A 20629-nucleotide genomic window follows, 5' to 3' on the forward strand; every position below is an offset into this window, starting at 1 on the left:
GGTTGATGTCGCCGGGGTGTTAAGAACTGTTGAGGAGTGCTATCCGCCCGGGCGTGTCGAGCGAGCGAGTGAGTTCGTCCGGGCTGGCCCGGGCCATGGGCGTGACGCGGGTGGCGCGGGTCACCGGGTTGGACCGCACGGGCGTGGAGGTGGCCTGCGCGGTGCGTCCAGGGGGCCATGTGCTCCAGGTGTGCAACGGCAAGGGGCTCACGGCGGACGAGGCGGCCTGGGGCGCGCTGTTCGAGACGGCGGAGCTGTGGGCGGCGGAGACGGTGGCGCCGGGGCGGCTCGCCTGGGGCTCTTTTGCGGAGCTGGAGGGACGGCTGGGGACGTTGTGGGGTGCGCCGGCCCTGGGCTCGGCGGGCGCGCTGGTGGAGCCGAGGTTGTGGGGTGAGGGTGTCCGGTGTGCGTGGCGCGAGGCCACGGAATTGGGTTCGGGGCGGAGCGTCTGGGTGCCCGCGCAGGGGGTGCACGTGACGCCGCCGGGGGGCGTGTCGCTGGGGCCGGTGTCGGTGGCGTGGACCAGCAATGGCTCGGGCGCGCATCCGGAGCCGGCGCGGGCGCTGCTGCATGCGTTGCTGGAGGCCACGGAGCGGGACCAGCTGGCGCGGGTGTTCCCCGAGGGGTGGACGGAGGAGGCGGTGCGGGGGCGGCTGCTGCGTGGCGCGGAGCTGGCGCGCTCGGCGCCGAGGACGGCCGCGTTGGCGGAGCGTCTGCGGGAGCGTGGCTTCGGGGTGTTCCTCTTCGATGCGACGCCGTCCGCGCGGACCGCGGGGGCGGTGGGGCTGCCCGTGGGCGCGGCGGTGTTGGTGGACCTGGAGGAGGGGCCGGTGCCGCTCACGGCGGGCTATGCGTGCGCGCTGGAGCGGGACGTGGCGCTCTTGAAGGCGCTGCTCGAGGCGGCGCAGTCGCGGCTGACGGACATCCATGGGGCCAGGGAGGACGTGGGCTCGACGGACCGGGAGGCGGCGCGGGGGTTCGCGGAGGCGTGCGCGGGGGTGAAGGCGCGGCGGCGGGTGACGGAGCTTCCGGACCTGGGCGCGGTGGCGGAAGAGGACGCGGAGGTCCAGGTGCGACGGGTGCTGGCGCGGCTGAAGCGGGCGGGATTCACGCAGGTGGCGTCGGTGGAGCTGGATGCGCCGGTGCCGGGCCTTCATGTGCGGCGGGTGGTGGTGCCCGGCATGCGCGTCTCGGAGCTCCTGTGAAGCGGCGAGCCGAGGACGTGGTGGTCTTCCTGGGCCCGTCGCTGCCGGCCGAAGAGGCAAAGCGGCTGGGACCGTGCGTGGTGCTGCCTCCGGCGCGACAGGGCGACGTGTGGCGAGTGCTGGGGGCGAGGCCCCGGGCCATCGCGTTGGTGGACGGTGTCTTCGAGGCACAGCCCTCGGTGTGGCACCACGAGCTGCTGGCCGCGTTGGAGGCGGGCGTGGCGGTCTTCGGCGGCTCCAGCATGGGAGCGCTGCGCGCGGTGGAGCTGGCTGCGCACGGCATGGTGGGCGTGGGGCGCATCTTCGGCTGGTACCGCGATGGGGTCGTGGCGGACGACGCGGAGGTGGCGCTGCTGCATGCGGATGCCGAGAACGGCTGGCGTCCCCTCACGGTGCCGCTCGTCAACGTCCGGCACGTGGCGGAGCTCGCGCGTGAGGCCGGTGTGCTGAGCGCGCCACGGGCCCGCGAGCTGGTGTCGGTCGCCGCGGAGATGTTCTACCAGGAGCGCACCTGGGCTCGGCTGCTCGAGCGTGTGCGCTGGCCCGAGGACACGCGACGCGGGTGGGCGCAGTGGTTCTCCCGTGGCGTGGAGGACCTGAAGCGCGCCGACGCGGTGGCCTGCATCCGCACGGCACAGGAGTGGGTGGCTTCGGGGGCGCCGTCGAGCCGAGGGGCGCGTCGGGTTCCCTCCTCGCTGGTACGGCGGCGGCGACTCGTGGAGGACGAGACCCGCGTGCCCGATGCGCGGGTTCCCTCGGGGCACGTGCTCGAGGTGTTGAGCCAGGCGCCCGACGCGCGCGAGCTGGCCGAAGCGGGCCTGCGTCGCGCGTTGCTCGCGGGCTGGGCGAGGACGATGGGGTTGTCCGTCACCGAGGACGAGGTGGCGCGTGAGCAGGAGGCGTGGTGGCGCGAGCGCCGTGTCCCCGCGCGCAAGCGCGATGCGTTCCTGTCCGCGAGCGGGCTGGACCCGGAGGGACTGCGTGCGCTGTGTGAAGAGCGGGCGCTGGAGCGACTCGTGCTCGCGCACTCGACACGGCTGCTGCCGGATGGCCCGTCCTGGGATGAAGCGCTCGCCGCCGAGGCGAGGTTGCGTGGACGCTGGGCAGAAGCCGCGCTCGACATCGCCGCGAGCGATGAAGAGCCCGTCGACTGATGCACTGAGCATGTTTCGAGCGGCGAGTCCTTCGACCGCCGCGAGCGATGAAGAACCCATCGACTGATGCACTGAGCATGTTTCGAGTGGCGACGAGCGCGTCGCCTGACGTGCCGAGCAGGCTTCGAGCAGCGAGTCCTTCGACCGCCGCGAGCGATGAAGAACCCATCGACTGACGTGCCGAGCAGGCTTCGAGCGGCGACGAGCACGTCGCCTGACGTGCGAGCAGGCTTCGAGCAGCGAGTCCTTCGACCGCCGCGAGCGATGAACAACCCATCGACTGACGTGCCGAGCAGGCCTCGAGCGGCGAATCCTCCAGACGCCTCTCGCGACGAAGCGCCCATCGCCTGAGGGCGCCATATGTGCCTCGTGCGGCGACGCGTCTGTCGACTGACGCGCCGAGCGTGCCTCGAGCGGCGAGTCCGCCAACCCGCGCGCCGTCCCTCACCGGCGCATGAGGCGGTGGGGCGTGAGCCGGACGCCTCCTGGCCACGGGCCCCCCCGGGGCGCCGTGCTCGGTCGGGGCCTCCCGCTCCACGAGACTACGGGGGACGTTGGGTCTCCCGGACCCGATGTTGCCCACCTGGCGGGTGGGGAAAATTCGTGACAGGCCTTGAATCGAGGCTAGGGTCAACCCTGGAGGTTACCCTTGTACGGCCCCGTTTCCTGGGTGGTCACAGCGCCCCTCGCGCCAGACTCACGTGCCCGCATTGGCATTGAGGCCGTCCCATGCCTCCGCGCGGATGCGCTCGTGCTTTGCCGGGAAGGCATGGTCTCGCGACAAGAGGGCTCTCCGCCGTGATGTCGGCGCCGTTCCATCCGGACCAGCTCGTTCCCGGCAGCGAAGTGGGCCCGTGGCGCGTGGTGGCGTCGCTGGGCGCGGGAGGCTTCGGCCGCGTCTTCAAGGTCGAGCGGGGAGGGCGCTTCTTCACGATGAAGATGGCGCTGCGTCCCGCCGGTCCCCAGGTCTCCGAGGAGGAGGACGTCAACGGTCGGCTGTCGCACGAGGTGGCCGCGCTGCTCGCCTGCGCGCCGCACCCGAACCTCCCGCGCCTCCACGCCGTGGACCGCTGGCCGGAGCCCCCCGAGGGCTACCTGTTCTTCGTCACCGACTTCATCGACGGAGAGACCTTCCACGAGTGGCGCTGGCGCGTGAAGCCCTCCGCGGCGCACCTGCTGTCCGTCTTCACCGAGGTGGTGCGCGCCGTCTCGGACCTCCACCGACGAGGCCTGCACCACCGCGACCTGAAGGGCGACAACCTCCTCATCCGCCGCGATGACGAGCGCCCGTTCCTCATCGACCTGGGCACCGTGCGCATGCCGGGCGCGACGACGCTGACGGTGGGCGTGGCTCCAGCCTCTCCGCATCTGTTGCCCCCCGAGTGCGTGGCCTTCCTGCGCGAGGGCCTCTGGGAGCAGGGCGCGCGCTTCGACGCGGGCATCCCCGGAGACCTCTACGCGCTGGGCGCGCTGCTCTACGAAGCGCTCACGGACGGGTACGCCTTCGACCCCAGGCTGCCCTACGACAGGCTGCTGCCCGCCATCGAGACGGTGACGCCGCGCGCGCCCCACCTGGTCAACCCCAAGGTGCCTCCCGCGCTGGGAGACCTCGCGCTGCGGCTGCTCGCCAAGCGCCCCGAGGACCGCTACCCGAACACCGAGGCGCTGCTGCAGGCCCTGTGGGAGGTCGCCAAGGAGAAGCGTCAGCCCGCATGGAGGCTGTCGCTGGACCTTCCTCCCGAGCCCGAGTCCCCGCGTGACGTGGACTCGAACACGCCCCGGGTGCGCATGGTGCCGGAGCTCGTGCGCATGCCCGAGCCCTCCGCGTCGGACGCGGAGCAGGACTCCGACGCCGAGAACACACCTTCGCATCCCCTCGCACCGGAGGCCGTCGCCGCGCCGGCGGACGCGCTCCCGTCCTCTCCGCCGCCGCCCGCTCCCACGTCGCCGTCCCGCGAGCCTCCCTGGACGCGCGGTGTCGCGGTGGGCGTGCTGGTGCTGTTCGTCCTGGGCGCGGTGGCCCTGGGTGTCTCGCGTCGCGAGTCGCCCGCTTCGAGCTCCACGCAGGCGGTCGTCCCCCTCCCACCTCCTGCAGAGAAAGGAAGTCCTGTCGTGACGAGTCGTCCCCTCACGCCCCCCGACACAGCCCGTCCCTCTTCACCGTCCGCCGAGCCCGCGGAGGCTCCCACCCGGTGGGCTTCCGCGGCCCCCGCTCCCTCGGACGCGCCAACTCCTGAGTCGCCCCCTTCGCGGAAGCGTGGCTCGGTGAGCGGCACCTTGGGGAAGACGGCGGCGGTGGCGTGCCTGGCCGGAGCCTGCGCGGGCGGCTCACCCCAGACACGCCTGACGTCGCCCGAGGGGGAGTGCCCGGCGGGTTCCATCGAGCGTCTGAATGCGCTGGGCTACTCCCCGAGCTCGCAGTTGTCGCGGACGGACTTCTCACTGCAGGCCCCCGGCGAGCGGTATGTGTCGGTGATTCCGCTTCCTCCCGAAGGTCCCATCTCCATCTACCTCTACCGCAACCTGCCGGATCCAGCCCTCGTCGAAGCGTTCCCGCGCGGGACGAAGTTCCACGGGAGGCTCTTTCACGGACAGAAGAGGTACTACATCTGGGTGTCCGAAGCGGAGACTCCCAATGGCAAGCGCATGGCGGTCTGTCTCCAGGTGTCGGTGGCCAATCTCGGCGAGCGCGTGCAGGTGGGCATGACCTACGACAGTGTCAACAGCACACCTGAGCAGAAGATGATCAGCACGATCGTGGGGCTCACCTCTACCGACTACTTCGGAAGGCCGTGACTTGCTCGCCGTGTTCCCGGTCCTCGCGCTCACCTGGGGCGTTCTGCTGAGCTCGGGTGCGGAGCGCCCTGGGCCCACCCCTTCCTCGAGTCTGCCCCCTGTGCGTCGGCTCGAGGTGGGCGGCGAAGTGGCCGCGCCGTCCCTCGACATCCGCATCTCCCCAGGGCGCGCCACGACCCTCTTCTTCGACGCCCGCATCCGGACCGAAGAGGTCCTGCTGGAGGGGCGTGAGCGTTTCCATCGCGTGGGCCTGGCGGATGACCACCTGGTGCTCGTGCCGTCGACCACGTTCCGCCAGGGGGAGCGGCTGCGCCTCGAGGTCCGCTTCCTCGATGGGGCGGCTCCGGAGCAGCTGGTGGTCTGGTTGGTGGTGGACCCGATGCGCGGTGAACCGCAGGTCGAGGTCTTCCGTCGCGTCCGCACCGCGGAGTCCTATCGGCGGGAGGTCGAGGAGCTCAGGGCGCGGCTGGCGCAGGCTCGCTCCGAACTCGAGCGACTCCAGTCCGCGGGGCGCGCCTCGAGCTCGTTGGAGGAATTGGTCGCGATGCTGGGGCGGTCCTCGAGGTCGCTCTACGTCCAGGTGCTTGAGTCCGCCTCCCCACAGGGGCCTGACCTGTACGCCAAGGCGATTCGCCACGTGGCCCTCCATTCACATTGGAGTGCCCTGGTGCTGGGCATCTCCGCTGAGTCGGAGGGCCTGGGGTGGGTGGCGAGCGGCGGCTCGCTCACCAGGGACTCCGGGCAGGTGCTGGAGCTGAAGCCTCCCTGGCAATCAACGCCGCTGCGCGCGGAGGAGGAGCAAGATGTGGTCGTCCTCCTGGCTGACGAGGCCGCCCTGACACCCGGGCGCTACACGCTCAAGCTCTGGGATGTACGGGGCCGGACGTTGACGGTGGACCGACTGGTGGTGAAGTGACGGCGCGAGGGGCCTTGAGCCTTGTGGCCCACCGTGTAGGGTGCCGCCCCGGACGATGACCCCTCCGCTTCCTTCCGATGCCCCGCGCTGCATCCGCGCCGACTCCCGCGAGCCCTCGGGCTACCGCGAAGCCCTGGGCGAGCGCCGCGCCTCGCTGCTGCTCACCGACCCGCCGTACTGTCTGCTCACGCGGCGTCGCAAGGGCGGGGACCTGAGGGACCCGCGCGCGCACAAGAAGATCGACCAGAACCCCATCGTCCGCTTCGAGACGGTGCGCGACTACCGGGCGTTCTCCGAGGCCTGGCTCACGCGCGCCCTGGCACACCTGACGCCCGACGCGCCGCTGGTCATCTGGACGAACCTGCTCGGCAAGGAGCCCATCCTCACCGCCGCGCGCGCGCTGGGCTATCCCCACCTGCGCGGCGAGTTCACCTGGGGCAAGCGCACCACGGACAAGAACGCGAACGAGCAGACCCTGCGCGTCTACGAGGTCGCGCTCGTCATCGCCCGGACGCCCGAGCCGGTGCTCGCGCCCGGGGACCTGCCCACCGTCTGGGCCGTCGTCGGCGGCTATGACGATGACGGCGACGCCGCGCGCTGGGGCAGCCATCCCCACCACAAGCCGTTCTCCGTGGTCGAGCCGCTGGTGCGCACGTACAGCCGACCCGGTGACACCGTGTTGGACCCGTTCGCTGGCAGTGGCTCGCTGCCCGCCGCCGCGCTGCGCCTGGGTCGACAGACGGCGTGTCTCGAAATCGAGCCCGAGTGGGCCGAGCGCGTCACCCACCGCCTGCGTGAGACGGTCGCCGCGTACCTTCAGCCCCCGAGCGGCAGGTAGCGCCGCGACTCGAATCCTCGGGGCCAGGCGCGGCCCATGTTCATCACGCGACTCATCACCCGGTCGCGTCGCGCCTCGAGCCCTCGGGGCATGCCGCGAGGAGCGGCGCGTCCTCCGCATCACGCGCCGCAGCGCCCGGCAGCGTCGCGTCTCGAATCGCCGAGGTCGGCGCGTCCTCTGCTCACTCGCCGTCAGCCCCCGAGTGCCCGGTAGAGCTTCGTCTCCGACCAGCGGGGCACGTCGGTGGGACGGTGTCCCCACCAGTTCATCACCAGCGTGCGCCGCAGCCGCGAGCGCCCCGGCAGCTTCCCGTCCGGCACCTGGTTCCGCGCGTCCAGCACGCCGTGCGTGAGCGAGCCGTCGAACACCACCAGCCGGTTGGGCCTGGGCGTCACCAGGTCCGCGGTGTCCAGCCGCGACGGCGCGAGGGACGGGTTGGACTCGTCCGGCTTCTCGCGCGTCACCACCAGCGCGCCGCCGCGCACGCGGTTGAGGAAGAGCACCGAGCCGATGCGCGGGTGCACCAGCTTCCCCGTGCGCAGCGCCAGCTTCTCGTCCCGGTCCTGATGGAAGTCCACGCGCACGTCCGTCGGGTACATGCGCGACAGCCACCACTCCACGCCCGCGATGCGCCGCCGGCCGGCGATGGCCGGACGCAGCGCGGTGACGATGTCCTCCACGACGTTCGTCGGCGGGCCGAAGTCGTACCAGAACGTCGTCTGGTACGTGTCCTTCAGCCGCTCGCGGCCGAGGACTCCCAGGCGCCGCAGCAGCCGGCGGAAGAGGGCGGGGGGCACGGCGGCTTCGGTGAGCTGGACGAGGGTTTCCACGGCGAGGCGCAGCTTTGTCTCATGCGGAGGGTGGGCGCCACCTTCCTTTGCCAGTAGGCTGCGCGCCCCATTGCCCTCCCGCCGGGAGGACGCGGAGATTGCGCGATGAAGGCTCACCACAAGATGCTCATCGGCATCGTCACCGGCACGGTGGCGGGGCTCGGCGCGAATGCCCTCGCGGGCGGTGCACCCTGGCTGGACTGGGCCGTCAACAACGTGGCCTCCCCCGTGGGGCAGATCTTCATCCGCCTGCTCCTCATGCTCGTGGTGCCGCTGCTGTTCGCGGCCCTCGTCATGGGCGTGGCGGAGCTGGACCTGCGGCAGGTGGGCCGCCTGGGCGCGCGCACGCTGGGCTACACCGTGGTGTTCTCCGCCATCTCCGTGCTCATCGGCCTGGTGCTCGTCAACGTCATCCAGCCCGGCCACGGCCTGAGCGAGGAGGCCCGCGCGCTCGCCCGGGGCGGCACCCAGGTGAAGGCCGCGCCCCCTCCGTCCGAGACGTCCTTCGGCGCCGTGCTCATGTCCATGGTGCCCACCAACCCGCTCAAGGCCGCGGCGGACGGGGACATGATCGGCCTCATCGTCTTCTCGCTCATCTTCGGCCTGGGCGTGGCCCTCACGCCCACCGAGGGCGTGCAGCGCCTGAAGGAGACCCTCCAGGGCCTCTACGACGTGATGATGAAGCTCATCGACGGCGTGCTGCGGCTTGCCCCCTACGGCGTCGGCGCGCTGCTGTTCGCCATGACGGCCAGGCTGGGGCTGGGCATCCTCCAGCAGCTGGCGGCCTACGTGGGCACGGTGCTGCTGGCGCTGTCGGTCCACATGTTCATCGTGTACTCGCTGTCGGTGCGCTTCCTGGGAGGGCGCAATCCCATCGAGTTCTTCCGCGACTGCCGGCTGGCCATCGTCACCGCGTTCTCCACGTCCTCCTCCAGCGCCACGCTGCCCACCGCGCTCAAGGTCGCCGAGGAGAACCTCAAGCTGCCCCCCAACGTGTCGCGCTTCGTGCTGACGGCCGGCTCGGCGATGAACCAGAACGGCACCGCGCTGTTCGAGGGCGTCACCGTGCTCTTCCTCGCGCAGGTCTATGAGGTGCCGCTGGATTTGTCGCAGCAGGCGCTCATCATGTTCATCTGCATCCTGGCGGGAATCGGGACGGCGGGCGTGCCCGCGGGCTCCATCCCCGTCATCGCGATGATCCTCACCATGTTCAAGATTCCGGTGGAGGGGCTGGGCCTGGTGCTGGGCGTGGACCGCTTCCTGGACATGTGCCGCACCACGCTCAACGTCACCGGGGACCTGGCCGCCGCCGTGTACGTGGCGCGCGGAGAGCCGCCCGCTCGCACGGACGTGGAGCGGGCAGCGGGGCCTTCCACCTCCTGACATCGGGATGAACCCATCCCCATCCTTCTCCGCGGAGTCGTCCCACCGTCGCACCCAAGGAGCCCGCATGAGGGTCGCCAAGGATTCAATCGTCTCGCTCGAGTACCGGCTGCACCTCGGTGATGGACAGGTCATCGACCAGAGCGAGCCCGGCCAGCCGCTCGCCTATCTGCACGGGCACCGTCAAATCGTCCCCGGCCTGGAGGGCGCGCTGGAGGGCCTGTCCACCGGCGACAGCAAGCAGGTGGTGGTGCAGCCCGCACAGGGCTACGGCGAGCATGATCCCGAGGGCGTGCGCGTGGTGCCTCGCGCCATGCTCCCCGCGGGCTTCGTGCCCCAGCCCGGCCAGACGCTGATGGCCCAGACGGACCAGGGCGACATCCCGCTGCGCATCTCCGAGGTCCGGGGCGACGACGTGGTCATCGACCTGAACCACCCGCTCGCCGGCAAGACGCTGCACTTCGACGTCACCGTGAAGGAGGTCCGCCAGGCCTCCAACGAGGAGCTCTCCCACGGCCACGTCCACGGGCCGGGCGGGCACGACCACGGCTGACCCCAGGGCGTGACGCCCTGCGGCGACGAGCGAAGGGGCGGGGCAGGAGTACCCCGCCCCTTTTGCTTGCCTGCTGGAGTCCGTGCTTCGTGACAGCGGGGGCCGTGCACTATCTTTTCGCCCCCAATGAGCCAGTCCCCGTCCCAACAGACACCGAGCCCCACGGGGCTCCGCCTCCAGCCCACCGACGCCAACGCCGACGAGCCCGGGGCGTCCGCGGAGAAGGACCCGGAGCTGTACTGGCTCAAACACGTCTACCAGGGCGGCTCGCGGCAGCTCACCGTGCGCGCCGTCATCGCGGGCATGTTGATTGGCGCGGTGATGTGTCTGTCCAACCTGTACGTCATCCTCAAGACGGGTTGGAGCCTGGGCGTCACCATCACCGCCTGCATCCTGGCCTTCGCCGTGTTCAGCACGCTGCGCTCGCTGCGCGTGCTGAAGAACGACTTCACGGACCTGGAGAACAACGCCATGGGCTCGGTGGCCTCGGCGGCCGGGTACATGACGGGCGGCGGCAACATGGCCGCGGTGCCCGCGCTGCTGATGCTCACCGGCACGCTGCCGCCCGCGGGCTGGCTGGTGGTGTGGTTCGCGGTCATCTCCGCGCTGGGTGTCTTCGCGGCCATCCCCATCAAGCGCCAGCTCATCAACATCGAGGCGCTGCCGTTCCCCACCGGCACCGCCACCGCGGAGACCATCCGCGCGCTGCACGGCCACGGTGAAGTGGCGCGGCGCAAGTCGCGGCTGCTCACGGGCGCGGGCGTCGTCGGCGCGCTGCTGGTGCTGGTGCGTGACGCGCGCTTCCCGTGGCTGACCAACATCCCGGAGAAGGTGAGCCTGCCCTTCACGATGCTGGGCAAGAAGGCCTCGGCGTGGACGATGTCGCTCGACTTCAGCCTGCTGCTGGTGGGCGCGGGCGCGCTGGTGAGCTTCCGCACCGGCTGGTCCATGTTCCTGGGCGCGGTGCTGTCGTACGGCTTCCTGGCCCCGGCGATGGTGACGCAGGGCTCCATCCCCGAAATCACCTACAAGGCCATCAACAGCTGGATGGTGTGGACGGGCTCGGCGCTGCTGGTGTCGTCGGGCCTGCTGGCGTTCGCCTTCCAGTGGCGCAGTGTGGCGCGCTCGTTCAAGGCGCTGTCGGGGCTGTTCCGGGGCAAGGGCGCGCAGCAGGAGGAGACGGACCCGCTGGCCGGGATTGAATGTCCGCCGTCGTGGTTCCCGCTGGGCTTCGCGGTGCTGGGGCCCATCGCCATCTTCCTGATGGCGTACCTGTTCCAGATTCCGTGGTGGGCGGGCGTGCTGGCCATGCCGCTGGCGGTGGTGATGGGCGTGGTCGCCAGCCGCGTCACCGGCGAGACGGACACGACGCCCACCAAGGCGCTCGGCCCCGTCACGCAGCTCATCTTCGGAGGCCTCGCGCCGGGGAACATCCCCGCCAACGTGATGAGCGCCAACGCCACCGGCGGCGTGGGTCTGCACTCGGCGGACCTGCTCACGGATTTGAAGTCCGGGTGGCTGTTGGGCGCCAACCCGCGTCAGCAGTTCGTCGCGCAGCTGTTCGGCGTGGTGGCGGGCGCGGCGGTGGTGGTGCCGGTGTTCAACCTGCTGATTCCCAACGCGGAGGCGCTGGGCACCGAGGAGTTCCCCGCGCCGGCCACCATGGTGTGGGCGGGCGTGTCCAAGCTCCTGGCCACGGGCGTCTCCGCGATGCCCGTCACCGCGCGCTGGGGGGCGCTGTGCGGCGCGACGCTGGGCATCTGCCTGGTGCTGCTGGAGCGCTGGGCGCCCGCGAAGCTGAAGGGCTACATCCCCTCGCCGGCGGGCTTCGGGTTGGCCATCGTCATCCCGGCCTCCAGCTCCATCGCCTTCTTCCTGGGCTCGGCCATCGCCGAGGTGCTGCGCCGCAAGAAGCCCAAGCTGGCCGAGGACATGGTGCTCCCCGTCTCCTCGGGCTTCATCGCGGGTGAGAGCCTGCTGGGCATCGCCATCGCCATGGCGAAGGCCTTCGGCGTGATGCCCAAGTAGGCGTCAGTCCACGCGGCCGGTGGCGAACGACGCGCCGGCCACGAAGCGGAAGGTGGGCGTGTCCAGGCCCGCGCCCACGCCCGGGCCGCCCATCACGAACAGGTCCATCCAGGACGTGGTGTGGCGGCGGATGGCCACCAGCAGCTCCGCGCCCGCCTGACCGCCCTGCAGCGGCACGCCGACGAGCATGCTGATCTCCCCGCGCGTGAGGTCTCCGGCGCGCGACGTCACGGTGCCGCCCAGCCGCAGCTCGTTGCCCACCACGTCCACGCTGGTGCCCGACAGCGGGCCCAGGTCCTGCTTGTCTCGCAGCAGGACGCCGGTCTCCAGGCCCAGCTGCCACGTCTCCGCCAGGAAGCCGAGCTGGAGGCTGGGGTGCACCGCGTACCGGTCCCTGGCGAGCAGCGCCTTGCTGCCCACCGGAATCGCCGCGGACACATCCAGCGCCACCTGGAAGCCGAAGTCCGGCCGCAGGAGCGCCGCGCGCGCGCCCACCCACGGCGAGCCCAGGCCCTGGCCCTCGGGGGCGTTCACGTTCAGGTGCTTCGAGCCGCCCTGCGTGACGATGAAGGGCACCTCCGCGTCCACCTGGAGCCAGTCCGTCACGCCGATGGCCGCGGTGAGGTCCATGGTGAACTTGTTCTCCACCAGGCCCATGCCACCGCCCGGCTCCCAGCGCGTCTGGAAGTGGAGGGGCAATTGCTCGTAGTGGCCCTGGACGCCCACGCGCACCAGGCCCGCGGGCAGCGTGCGGCCGGTGCTCACCACCAGCGAGCCGAGCCCCGCCGGGTCCAACTCCATCCGCTGCAGATTGAAGGTCGGCAGCGTCTTCGCCTGGGCGGAGGCGGCGGAGGGGAGCACCAGGGCGAGGGTGAACAGCGCCGACAGCAACGCGAACGCGGGCCGGAACGACACGACGACTCCTTGAAGGATGGAATGACAGCTCACACGTGAGCCGTGAGCTCCAAAGACGAACGAGTCGCATGGCGCCGAGGGGATGCGCAAGCTCACGCCCAGGTGCCTCATCCCGGGAAAGTATCCCTGAGCCTCCGCGTGGAACGACTTGACGCGCGATTCGTCCCGATTCTCCGGGGCTTGCCGTGAAGTCCCAATCCCGCGCACGCGTATCCCAATCATGGGAAAACAAAACACCGTGCAATCGCAGGCGCCGGCCGGGCGTAGGATTTCTCATTCCCGCCCAAGGAGTCATCCGTGGCCGTCCTTCTCGAGGATCTCCGCTACGCCGTCCGGTTGCTCTTCAAGAATCGGGGGTTCACCGCCGTCTCGCTGCTGACGCTCGCGCTGGCCATCGGCGCGAACACGGCCATCTTCAGCGTCGTGCACGGCGTGCTGCTGCGGCCGCTGCCCTATCCCCGCTCCGAGCAGCTGGTGCGGGTGGACGCGCGGGACGCGGACGGGCCCAACACGACGTTGGCGATCGCCCACTACGCCTGGCTGACGTCGGAGGGCTCGCCCTTCTCCCAGGTCTCCGCGTCGGAGATGTTGCCCTCGGGCTTCAACCTCGTGGGGGACGGACTGCCGGAGCGGCTGGCGGGGGTCCGGGTGACGGGGAACTTCTTCGAGACGTTCGGCGTGAGGCCTCAGCTGGGGCGCGGCTTCCTTCCGGAGGAGGACGTTCCGGGGGGGCCGCGCGTGGTGGTGCTCGGCCAGGGGCTGTGGAAGCGCCGCTTCGGTGGGGCGCCGGACGTCGTGGGGCGCACGCTCACGCTCAACGACGAGCCCTACACCGTGGTGGGCGTGGCGGCGGAGTCGTTCCGCTTCCCGGCGGAGGCGCAGCTGTGGACGCCGCTGCAGCTGGACATGACGAACAACGAGGCCTCCAACTTCCTGTTCGTCACCGGGCGGGTGCGTGACGGGCTGTCGCCCCAGGGCGTGGAGGCCGCGTTGAAGACGCTGAGCGCGCGCCTGACGGCGCAGAAGCCGCACCTGATGCGCGCCCACGAGTTCTTCGGCGCGGTGGACCTGCGGGCGGCGCTCGCGGGGGATTTGCGCCTGGCGCTCTGGGTGCTGCTGGGCGCGGTGGGGCTGGTGCTGCTCATCGCGTGTGTCAACCTGGCCAACCTCCAGCTCGCGCGCTCCGCGGCGAGGCAGCGGGAGCTGGTGGTGCGCGCGGCGCTCGGCGCGGCGCCCCGGCGGCTGGTGCGGCAGTTGCTGACGGAGAGCCTGCTCTTGTCGCTGGTGGGCGGCGGGTTGGGGGTGCTCCTGGCGTCGAGCGCGCTGCCCGCGCTCCTGTCGCTGGCGCCGCCGGAGCTGCTCACGCCGGGGACGCAGGTGGAGCTGGAGGGCACGGTGCTGCTGTTCTCCCTGGGGCTGTCGGTGGTGACGGGGCTGCTCTTCGGGCTGCTCCCGGCGTGGCAGGCCTCTCGGCCCAGGCTCCAGGACGCGCTGCGCGAGGGGGCCCAGCGGGCGACGGCGGGGGCGGGGGCGGGGCGCACGCGCAAGGTGCTGGTGGTGGGGCAGGTGGCGCTCGCGGTGGTGCTGCTGGTGGGGGCGGGGCTGCTCATCCGGAGCTTCGGTGCGCTGCAGGAGGTCAAGCCCGGCTTCGACGCGACGGACGTGCACGTGCTGCGGCTGTCCTTGCCGGAGGGCCGCTACGGCGAGCCGGAGGCGGTGGAGCGCTTCCTGCGCCAGGTGGAGGAGCGGGTGCGCGCGCTGCCCGGCGTGGTGGAGGTGGGCTCCACGCCCACGCTGCCGATGGAGATGGGCTCCAGCATGGGCTTCGCCATCGAGGGCAAGTACGAGGGCCGCGAGGACGGCCCCGGGGTGGGCTTCGGCCAGTACCGGCCGGTGTCGCCGGGCTACGCGCGCACGCTGGGGCTGGGGCTGGTGGGAGGGCGGTGGCTGGAGGAGACGGACACGTCGCGCTCGGCGCCGGTGGTGGTCATCAACGAGGCGGCCGCGCGCAAGTACTGGCCGGGCGAGGACCCCGTGGGCAAGTCCATCCGGGTGGCGCACTCGGTGCCGTCGCTCCGGGACGACACGCCGCGCCGGGTGGTGGGCGTGGTGCGCGACGTGCGTGAGCGGGGGTTGGACCAGGAGGCGCCCGCGGTGCTGTACGTGCCGACGGGGCAGGTGACGCGCAGGCTCAACGAGCTGCTCGTGCGGATGTTGCCGCGCAACCTGGTGGTGAAGTCGCCCGGGAGTCACGCGGCGGTGGTGGCGTCCGTGCAGAAGGAGCTGTGGGCGGTGGACCCGCGGCAGCCCGTGTCGGAGACGCTGATGCTGGACGCGCACGTGGCGCGCACGCTGGGCTCCGAGCGCTTCAACATGGTGCTGCTGGGGTTGATGGCGGCGCTGGCGCTGGGGCTGGCGGCCGTGGGCATCTACGGCGTGCTGTCGTACCTGGTGAGCCAGCGCACGCGGGAGATGGGCGTGCGCCTGGCGCTGGGGGCCACGCGCGGCGAGGTGGTGCGGCTGGTGTTCCTCCAGGGCCTGGGCTCGGTGGGCGCGGGCGTGGGCCTGGGCTTCGTGGGCGCGCTGGCGCTGACGCGGGTGGTGTCCGGGCTGGTGCACGGGGTGAGCGCGTTGGACCCGTGGGCCTTCCTCCTCGCGCCCCTGGCGCTGCTCGCCGTGGGCCTCGTCGCCACGTGGCTGCCCGCGCGCAGGGCCTCGCGCGTGGACCCCATCATCGCGCTCCGGTACGACTGAGCCGGCAGGGCCCTCCTCCGGACGACAGCCCCACGCCAACAGCAGACACAACGGTGACAACACCCGGCACACCGGGCGGCACGAAATGAATGAATGACATGTCAGGGACTCCCTGGGAGGGAAGGAATGGCTCCGCACGGGAGCCCCTGGATTCAAGGGCGGACTTCGCGCGCCGGCAAATGGGGTGACTAGGCCCCAGTGCCCGCGAGGTCCTGGAGGACCTGCCACCGGGTGTAGAGCCGGTCGACCTCGGCGACGGCGGCGTCCAGCTCCTTCTGGACCTCCGCCACCTTGCCGCTCTTGCTGTAGATGGTCGGGTCGGCCAGCTGTGCCTCCAGCTCCGCCTTGCGCGTCTCGGCCGCTTCAATCGCGGCCTCCATGCCGTCCAGCTCGCGCTGGTCCTTGTAGGAGAGCTTGCCCGGCTTCTTCGCGGCCTTCGGCGCGGGGGCGGGGGCGACGGGCTCGACCTTCTTCGGCGCGGCCTTGGCGGCCTCCGCGGCGGCCATGGCGTCCGACTGCTCCTTGAGCCGCCGGTACATCGTGTAGTTGCCCTCGTAGCGCGTGACGCGGCCGTTGCCGTCGAACGTCACGATGCTCGTGGCCACCTTGTCGAGGAAGTACCGGTCGTGCGTCACGAGCAGCGTGCTGCCCCCGAAGTCCAGCAGCAGCCGCTCCAGGACGTTGAGCGTGACGATGTCCAGATCGTTCGTCGGCTCGTCCAGCACCAGCACGTTGGCGCCCTCCAGGAACAGCCGCGCCAGCAGCAACCGGTTGCGCTCGCCGCCCGACAGCGCCTTCACCCGCATCCGCTGCATGGGCACCGGGAAGAGCAGGTCGTCCAGGTAGTCGCGCAGCGCGACCTTCTGGTCTCCCAGGTCCACCCAGTCCTCGCCCTGCGAGGCCGCGTCGTACACCGTCATCTCGGGGTCCAGCTGCGCCCGGTTCTGGTCGTAGTACGCCACCTTCGTGTTCTTCCCGATGACGAGCTTGCCGCCGTCCGGGGGCAGCTCGCCCAACAGCACGCGCAGGAAGGTCGTCTTGCCCACGCCGTTGGGGCCGACCAGGCCCACGCGCTCGCCGCGCTGCAGCCGGAAGTCCACGCCGTCGAGCACCTTGCGCGCGCCGAAGGCCTTCGTCAGCCCCTCGGACTCGATGACGGTGTGGCCCAGCCGGGGCGCGGCGATGACCCGCAGGTCCGCCACCTTGGGGCGCTGGAAGCCCTTCTCCGCCATCAGCTTCTGTGCCCGCTCGATGCGCGCCTTGCTCTTGGTGCGCCGCGCCTCGGGCCCGCGACGCAGCCACGCTACTTCCTGCGCAATCCACCGCTCGCGCTTGTGCTGGGCGACCTCGGCGTTCTCCTGCGCCACCAGCTTCTGCTCCAGGTACGCCTGGTAGTTGCCCGGATACGACGTGACGCCCGCGCCCGGCTGGATCTCGACGATGCGGTCCACCAGCCCGTCCAGGAAGTAGCGGTCGTGCGTGACGAGCAGCAGCGCCCCGGGCAGCTTGTCCAGCTCCTCCTCCAGCCAGTCCACCGTGTCCGCGTCCAGGTGGTTGGTGGGCTCGTCGAGCAGCAGCATGTCCGGCCGCGTGAGCAGCGCCCGGGCGATGGCCACGCGCTTGCGAAGACCGCCCGACAGCTGCGCCACGGGCCGGTCCCAGTCCTTCACGCCCAGCCGGTCCAGCAGCGTCTTCGCGTGGTGCTCGGTGTCCCAGCCGCCCAGCTGCTCGATGCGGTCCGACAGCGCCGCCAGCTGCTCCATCAGCTTCTCGTGGGCCTCCGGGGGCGAGGACTCCAGCTTCTTCGCCAGCTCCGCCTGGGCCGCCAGCGCCTCGCGCAGCGGCCCCTGGGCCACGGACAGCTCGGAGGCCACCGTGGCGCCCTCCGCGAACTCCGGCTCCTGGGGCAGGTAGGTGACCCGGGCTCCACGGCGCAGCTGCAGCTCCCCCGTGTCCGGCCTGGCCGCGCCCGCCAATATCTTCATCAGCGACGTCTTGCCCGAGCCGTTGACGCCGACCAGGCCCACCCGCTCACCCTCTTCGATGGTGACGGTGAGCCCTTCGAACACGGTGCGGCTGCCGAAGCTGAGCTGGACGTTGGCGGCACGGAGCAGCGTCACGGTGAGTCTCCCGAAAAGGCGAAAGGCGCCCCTCACTGAAGAGGAGCGCCTTCCTTACAACCTGGACGCCCGGGAGGCGCGGACTACTTGCGCGCCGCCTGCTCGGCCGCGAGCTTCTCCTTGTACGCGGCCATCAGGGCCTCGGACTCGTTGCGCGGCACCGGCGTGTACTTGGCGAACTCCATCGTGAACTCGCCCTTGCCCTGCGTCGCGGAGCGAAGGTCCGTGGAGTAGCCGAACATCGTGTTCAGCGGAACCTCGGCCACCGCCGTCACGTAGCCCTCGGCGGTCTCCGTGGAGAGGATGGTGCCGCGGCGCTGGTTGAGCTGGCCGACGACGGAGCCCTGGAAGTCCTCGGGCGCGGTGACCTCCACCTTCATCATCGGCTCGAGGATGATGGGCTTGGCGGCGGCGTAGCCCTCGCGGAAGCCCATGATGGCGGCCGTCTTGAACGCCATTTCGGACGAGTCGACCGCGTGGAACGCGCCGTCGTTGATGACCACGCGCACACCGACGACGGGGAAGCCGATGAGGCTGCCCTTCTTGACGGCCTCGGCGAAGCCCTTGTCGCACGCGGGGATGAACTCGCGCGGAATCGAGCCACCGACGATGTCATCCACGAACTCGTACTGCTGCACCGCGTCCGAGGGCAGGGGCTCGATGTAGCCGCACACGCGCGCGAACTGACCGGAACCACCGGTCTGCTTCTTGTGCGTGTAGGCGAACTCGCCCTTCTGGCTGATGGTCTCGCGGTAGGCCACCTGCGGCTTGCCGGCCTTCACCTCGCACTGGTACTCGCGCTTCATGCGCTCGATGTAGATCTCCAGGTGCAGCTCACCCATGCCGCGGATGATGGTCTGCCCGGACTCCTCGTCGCGGTGCACGCGGAAGGTGGGGTCTTCCTTCGTGAAGCGGTTGAGGGCCTTGGAGAAGTTCTGCAGCGCCGAGCGGTCCTTGGGCTCCACGGCGAGCGAAATCACCGCGTCCGGGACGTGCATGGACGTCATCGTGTAGTTCACCGAGCCGTCGGTGAACGTGTCGCCGGAGGCGCACTCGATGCCGAACAGCGCGACGATGTCGCCGGCCGTCGCGTCGTTGATGTCGTTCATCTGGCTGGAGTGCATGCGCACGATGCGCGGCACCTTGACCTTCTTCTGGTTCACCTGGTTGACGATGAAGTCGCCCTTGGTGACGCGGCCCTGGTAGACGCGCATGTACGTCAGCTGCCCGTAGCGGCCGTCCTCCAGCTTGAACGCCAGACCGACGAAGGGCTTCTCCGGGTCCGACTCGAGGATGACCTCCGCCTCGTTGTTCTTCTGGTCCAGCGCCTTGTTGGTCGCCTCCTTGGGGTTCGGGAGGAAGTTACACACGGCGTTGAGCAGCAGCTGGACGCCCTTGTTCTTGTAGGCGGAGCCACACATCACGGGCGTCATCTTCAGGCCGATGGTGGCCCGGCGGACGGCGGCGATGATGGCGTCGTTCGGGATGGCGGCGTCCGACAGGAACAGCTCGCCCAGCTGGTCGTCGACCTCGGCCACGCCCTCGATCATCTGCTGGCGGCGCTCCTTCGCGTCCTCCAGCATGTTCGCGGGGATCTCCTCCTCGCGGATCTTCTCGCCGTTCTCACCGTCGAAGTAGAACGCCTTCATCTGGATGAGGTCGATCAGACCCTCGAAGCGGTCCTCGCCGCCGATGGGCATCTGCAGCTTGACGGGGTGGTGCGACAGCTTCTCCTTCAGCTGCGCGGCCACGCGGTCATAGTTCGCGCCGGCGCGGTCCATCTTGTTGACGAACGCGATGCGCGGAACGCGGTAGCGCTTCATCTGCCGGTCGACCGTGATCGACTGCGACTGCACGCCGGACACCGAGCAGAGCACCAGGATGGCGCCGTCCAGCACGCGCAGGGAGCGCTCCACCTCGATGGTGAAGTCCACGTGTCCCGGCGTGTCGATGAGGTTGATGTTGAAGTCGCCCCACATCGCGTACGTCGCGGCCGACTGGATGGTGATGCCCTTCTCACGCTCCAGGTCCATCGAGTCCATGATCGCGCCCACGCCGTCCTTGCCGCGGACCTCGTGGATCTCATGGATCTTGCCCGTATAGAACAGGATGCGCTCGGAGAGCGTCGTCTTGCCCGAGTCGATGTGGGCGGAGATACCGATGTTACGAATCTTCTCGATGGGTGCGTTGGCGGCCACGATCCGGTCCTTCTTTTCTTGAATGTGCCTGACGGAACAGAGCAGGCGGGGCCCTTACTTCCCACGGGACTTGGTTTCCAGCCAAATCCGCATGACGGTGGAGTCCAATACTCCCACCTTGTCCTACAATCTGGGCCCTACCTTATATAAGAGGCGGCTTGGACTCTCGCTGTCGAGAGACTGTCACCGAATTCTTCCGAGGGTTTCTGAACCATGAGCGCGAGCGAAAACTTCTCCGTGGCCCGGGCCTGGCTGGCCGCCTTCAACGCGCATGACGTGGAGGGGCTGGTGGCGCTGTACGCCGAGGCCTGCACGCACACCTCGCCCAAGATCAGGCTCCTGCACCCGGAGACGGGCGGGAAGCTGGTGGGCCGGCCGGCCCTGGCGAAGTGGTGGCGGGAGGCCATCGCCCGGCTGCCTGGCCTGCGCTACGAGGAGACGGCGCTGACGGCGGACGGCGAGCGCGTCTTCATGGAGTACCTGCGGCACGCGCCCGGCGAGGAGCCCATGCCGGTGGCGGAGGTGCTGGAGGTGAAGGGTGGACGCATCGTCGCCTCGCGCGTGTACCACGGCTGAAGACCGGGATAGGGTGCCCCCATGGCGACGAACCCCAGCGCCTTCGACAAGGACTTCGGCTACCTGCTCCCGTTCCTGGACAAGGTGGCCGCCGCGGCGGCGGGCCTCGAGGACCCCCAGGCCCGCGAGGAGCTGACGCGACTGATGGCGGAGGAGAAGGTCCGCTGGGAGCGCGCGCGGGAGCTGTTGCGCGGCGCCAGCGGCAAGGGCGGCGGGCGCTCCGCCGCGGGCGAGTCCCCCGAGTCCTCGCTGGCCCGGGCCTCGGCGGATGACGTCCACCGCGCGGCGCCGGGCCCGTCGGGGCTCACCGTGGGCAGCCTGAAGGGGGCTGGCGCGGCGCCGAAGTCCCAGCGCCGCTGAGCG

Annotated in this window: 15 protein-coding genes; 11 read left to right on the plus strand and 4 right to left on the minus strand. The window is 70.5% G+C overall.

The genetic code is table 11. From position 1 onward, the window contains the following. Positions 1 to 95: 95 nt before the first annotated feature. From AC6JA9_RS14905 to AC6JA9_RS14925, 5 genes are all read left to right on the plus strand, one after another. Positions 96 to 1205: a YcaO-like family protein gene (locus tag AC6JA9_RS14905; protein WP_473567131.1), complete on the plus strand. Its 1110-nt coding sequence runs from the start codon at positions 96 to 98 to the stop codon at positions 1203 to 1205. Then, a complete protein-coding gene (locus AC6JA9_RS14910; RefSeq protein ID WP_483577564.1) occupies positions 1202 to 2359 on the plus strand; it encodes a TfuA-like protein in 1158 nt (385 codons plus the stop codon). The genes AC6JA9_RS14905 and AC6JA9_RS14910 overlap by 4 nt, the downstream gene beginning before the upstream one ends. A gap of 801 nt (positions 2360 to 3160) precedes the next feature. Continuing rightward, on the plus strand, positions 3161 to 5155 hold the full coding sequence (locus AC6JA9_RS14915; protein WP_408891749.1) for a serine/threonine protein kinase: 1995 nt from the start codon (positions 3161 to 3163) through the stop codon (positions 5153 to 5155). Positions 5156 to 5165: 10 nt separating this feature from the next. After that, positions 5166 to 6071, plus strand: coding sequence for a DUF2381 family protein (locus tag AC6JA9_RS14920; RefSeq protein WP_497960698.1), 906 nt, complete (start codon positions 5166 to 5168; stop codon positions 6069 to 6071). Positions 6072 to 6126: 55 nt separating this feature from the next. Further along, positions 6127 to 6909 carry a DNA-methyltransferase gene (locus tag AC6JA9_RS14925; protein WP_497959990.1) on the plus strand — a complete coding sequence of 261 codons (783 nt, stop codon included), beginning with the start codon at positions 6127 to 6129 and terminating at the stop codon, positions 6907 to 6909. A gap of 191 nt (positions 6910 to 7100) precedes the next feature. Here the strand turns inward: AC6JA9_RS14925 and AC6JA9_RS14930 are convergent, their stop codons facing one another. Continuing rightward, positions 7101 to 7739: a hypothetical protein gene (locus tag AC6JA9_RS14930; protein WP_223746555.1), complete on the minus strand. Its 639-nt coding sequence runs from the start codon at positions 7737 to 7739 to the stop codon at positions 7101 to 7103. Positions 7740 to 7844: 105 nt separating this feature from the next. Here AC6JA9_RS14930 and AC6JA9_RS14935 point away from each other — a divergent pair, with 105 nt between their 5' ends. The 3 genes from AC6JA9_RS14935 to AC6JA9_RS14945 all read left to right on the plus strand — a co-directional run bounded on the left by AC6JA9_RS14935 (position 7845) and on the right by AC6JA9_RS14945 (position 11703). Next, complete coding sequence (locus tag AC6JA9_RS14935) at positions 7845 to 9122, plus strand: dicarboxylate/amino acid:cation symporter (RefSeq protein ID WP_223783123.1); 1278 nt, start codon at positions 7845 to 7847, stop codon at positions 9120 to 9122. Positions 9123 to 9189: 67 nt separating this feature from the next. Then, positions 9190 to 9675, plus strand: coding sequence for an FKBP-type peptidyl-prolyl cis-trans isomerase (locus AC6JA9_RS14940; RefSeq protein ID WP_141331737.1), 486 nt, complete (start codon positions 9190 to 9192; stop codon positions 9673 to 9675). 126 nt (positions 9676 to 9801) lie between these two features. Further along, on the plus strand, positions 9802 to 11703 hold the full coding sequence (locus tag AC6JA9_RS14945; protein ID WP_223783122.1) for an OPT family oligopeptide transporter: 1902 nt from the start codon (positions 9802 to 9804) through the stop codon (positions 11701 to 11703). Positions 11704 to 11706: 3 nt separating this feature from the next. On the opposite strand, the gene AC6JA9_RS14950 is transcribed toward AC6JA9_RS14945, so the two are convergent. After that, a complete protein-coding gene (locus AC6JA9_RS14950; RefSeq protein ID WP_223783121.1) occupies positions 11707 to 12618 on the minus strand; it encodes a flagellar motor protein MotB in 912 nt (303 codons plus the stop codon). A gap of 297 nt (positions 12619 to 12915) precedes the next feature. Between AC6JA9_RS14950 and AC6JA9_RS14955 the strand changes: the two genes are divergently transcribed. After that, positions 12916 to 15372 (plus strand): ABC transporter permease, encoded by a 2457-nt coding sequence (locus AC6JA9_RS14955; protein WP_223746560.1) that lies wholly within the window; start codon positions 12916 to 12918, stop codon positions 15370 to 15372. 188 nt (positions 15373 to 15560) lie between these two features. Here the strand turns inward: AC6JA9_RS14955 and AC6JA9_RS14960 are convergent, their stop codons facing one another. Further along, on the minus strand, positions 15561 to 17492 hold the full coding sequence (locus AC6JA9_RS14960) for an ABC-F family ATP-binding cassette domain-containing protein (protein WP_223746561.1): 1932 nt from the start codon (positions 17490 to 17492) through the stop codon (positions 15561 to 15563). A gap of 83 nt (positions 17493 to 17575) precedes the next feature. Next, entirely contained in the window at positions 17576 to 19690 is a 2115-nt protein-coding gene (gene fusA / locus AC6JA9_RS14965; RefSeq protein ID WP_223746562.1) for an elongation factor G, read from the minus strand. 213 nt (positions 19691 to 19903) lie between these two features. Here fusA and AC6JA9_RS14970 point away from each other — a divergent pair, with 213 nt between their 5' ends. Next, on the plus strand, positions 19904 to 20266 hold the full coding sequence (locus AC6JA9_RS14970; RefSeq protein WP_267696867.1) for a nuclear transport factor 2 family protein: 363 nt from the start codon (positions 19904 to 19906) through the stop codon (positions 20264 to 20266). 21 nt (positions 20267 to 20287) lie between these two features. Further along, positions 20288 to 20626: an encapsulin nanocompartment cargo ferric reductase EncD gene (encD, locus tag AC6JA9_RS14975; RefSeq protein ID WP_223746564.1), complete on the plus strand. Its 339-nt coding sequence runs from the start codon at positions 20288 to 20290 to the stop codon at positions 20624 to 20626. Positions 20627 to 20629: the final 3 nt, after the last annotated feature.

Source organism: Myxococcus sp. MH1 (assembly GCF_059738865.1).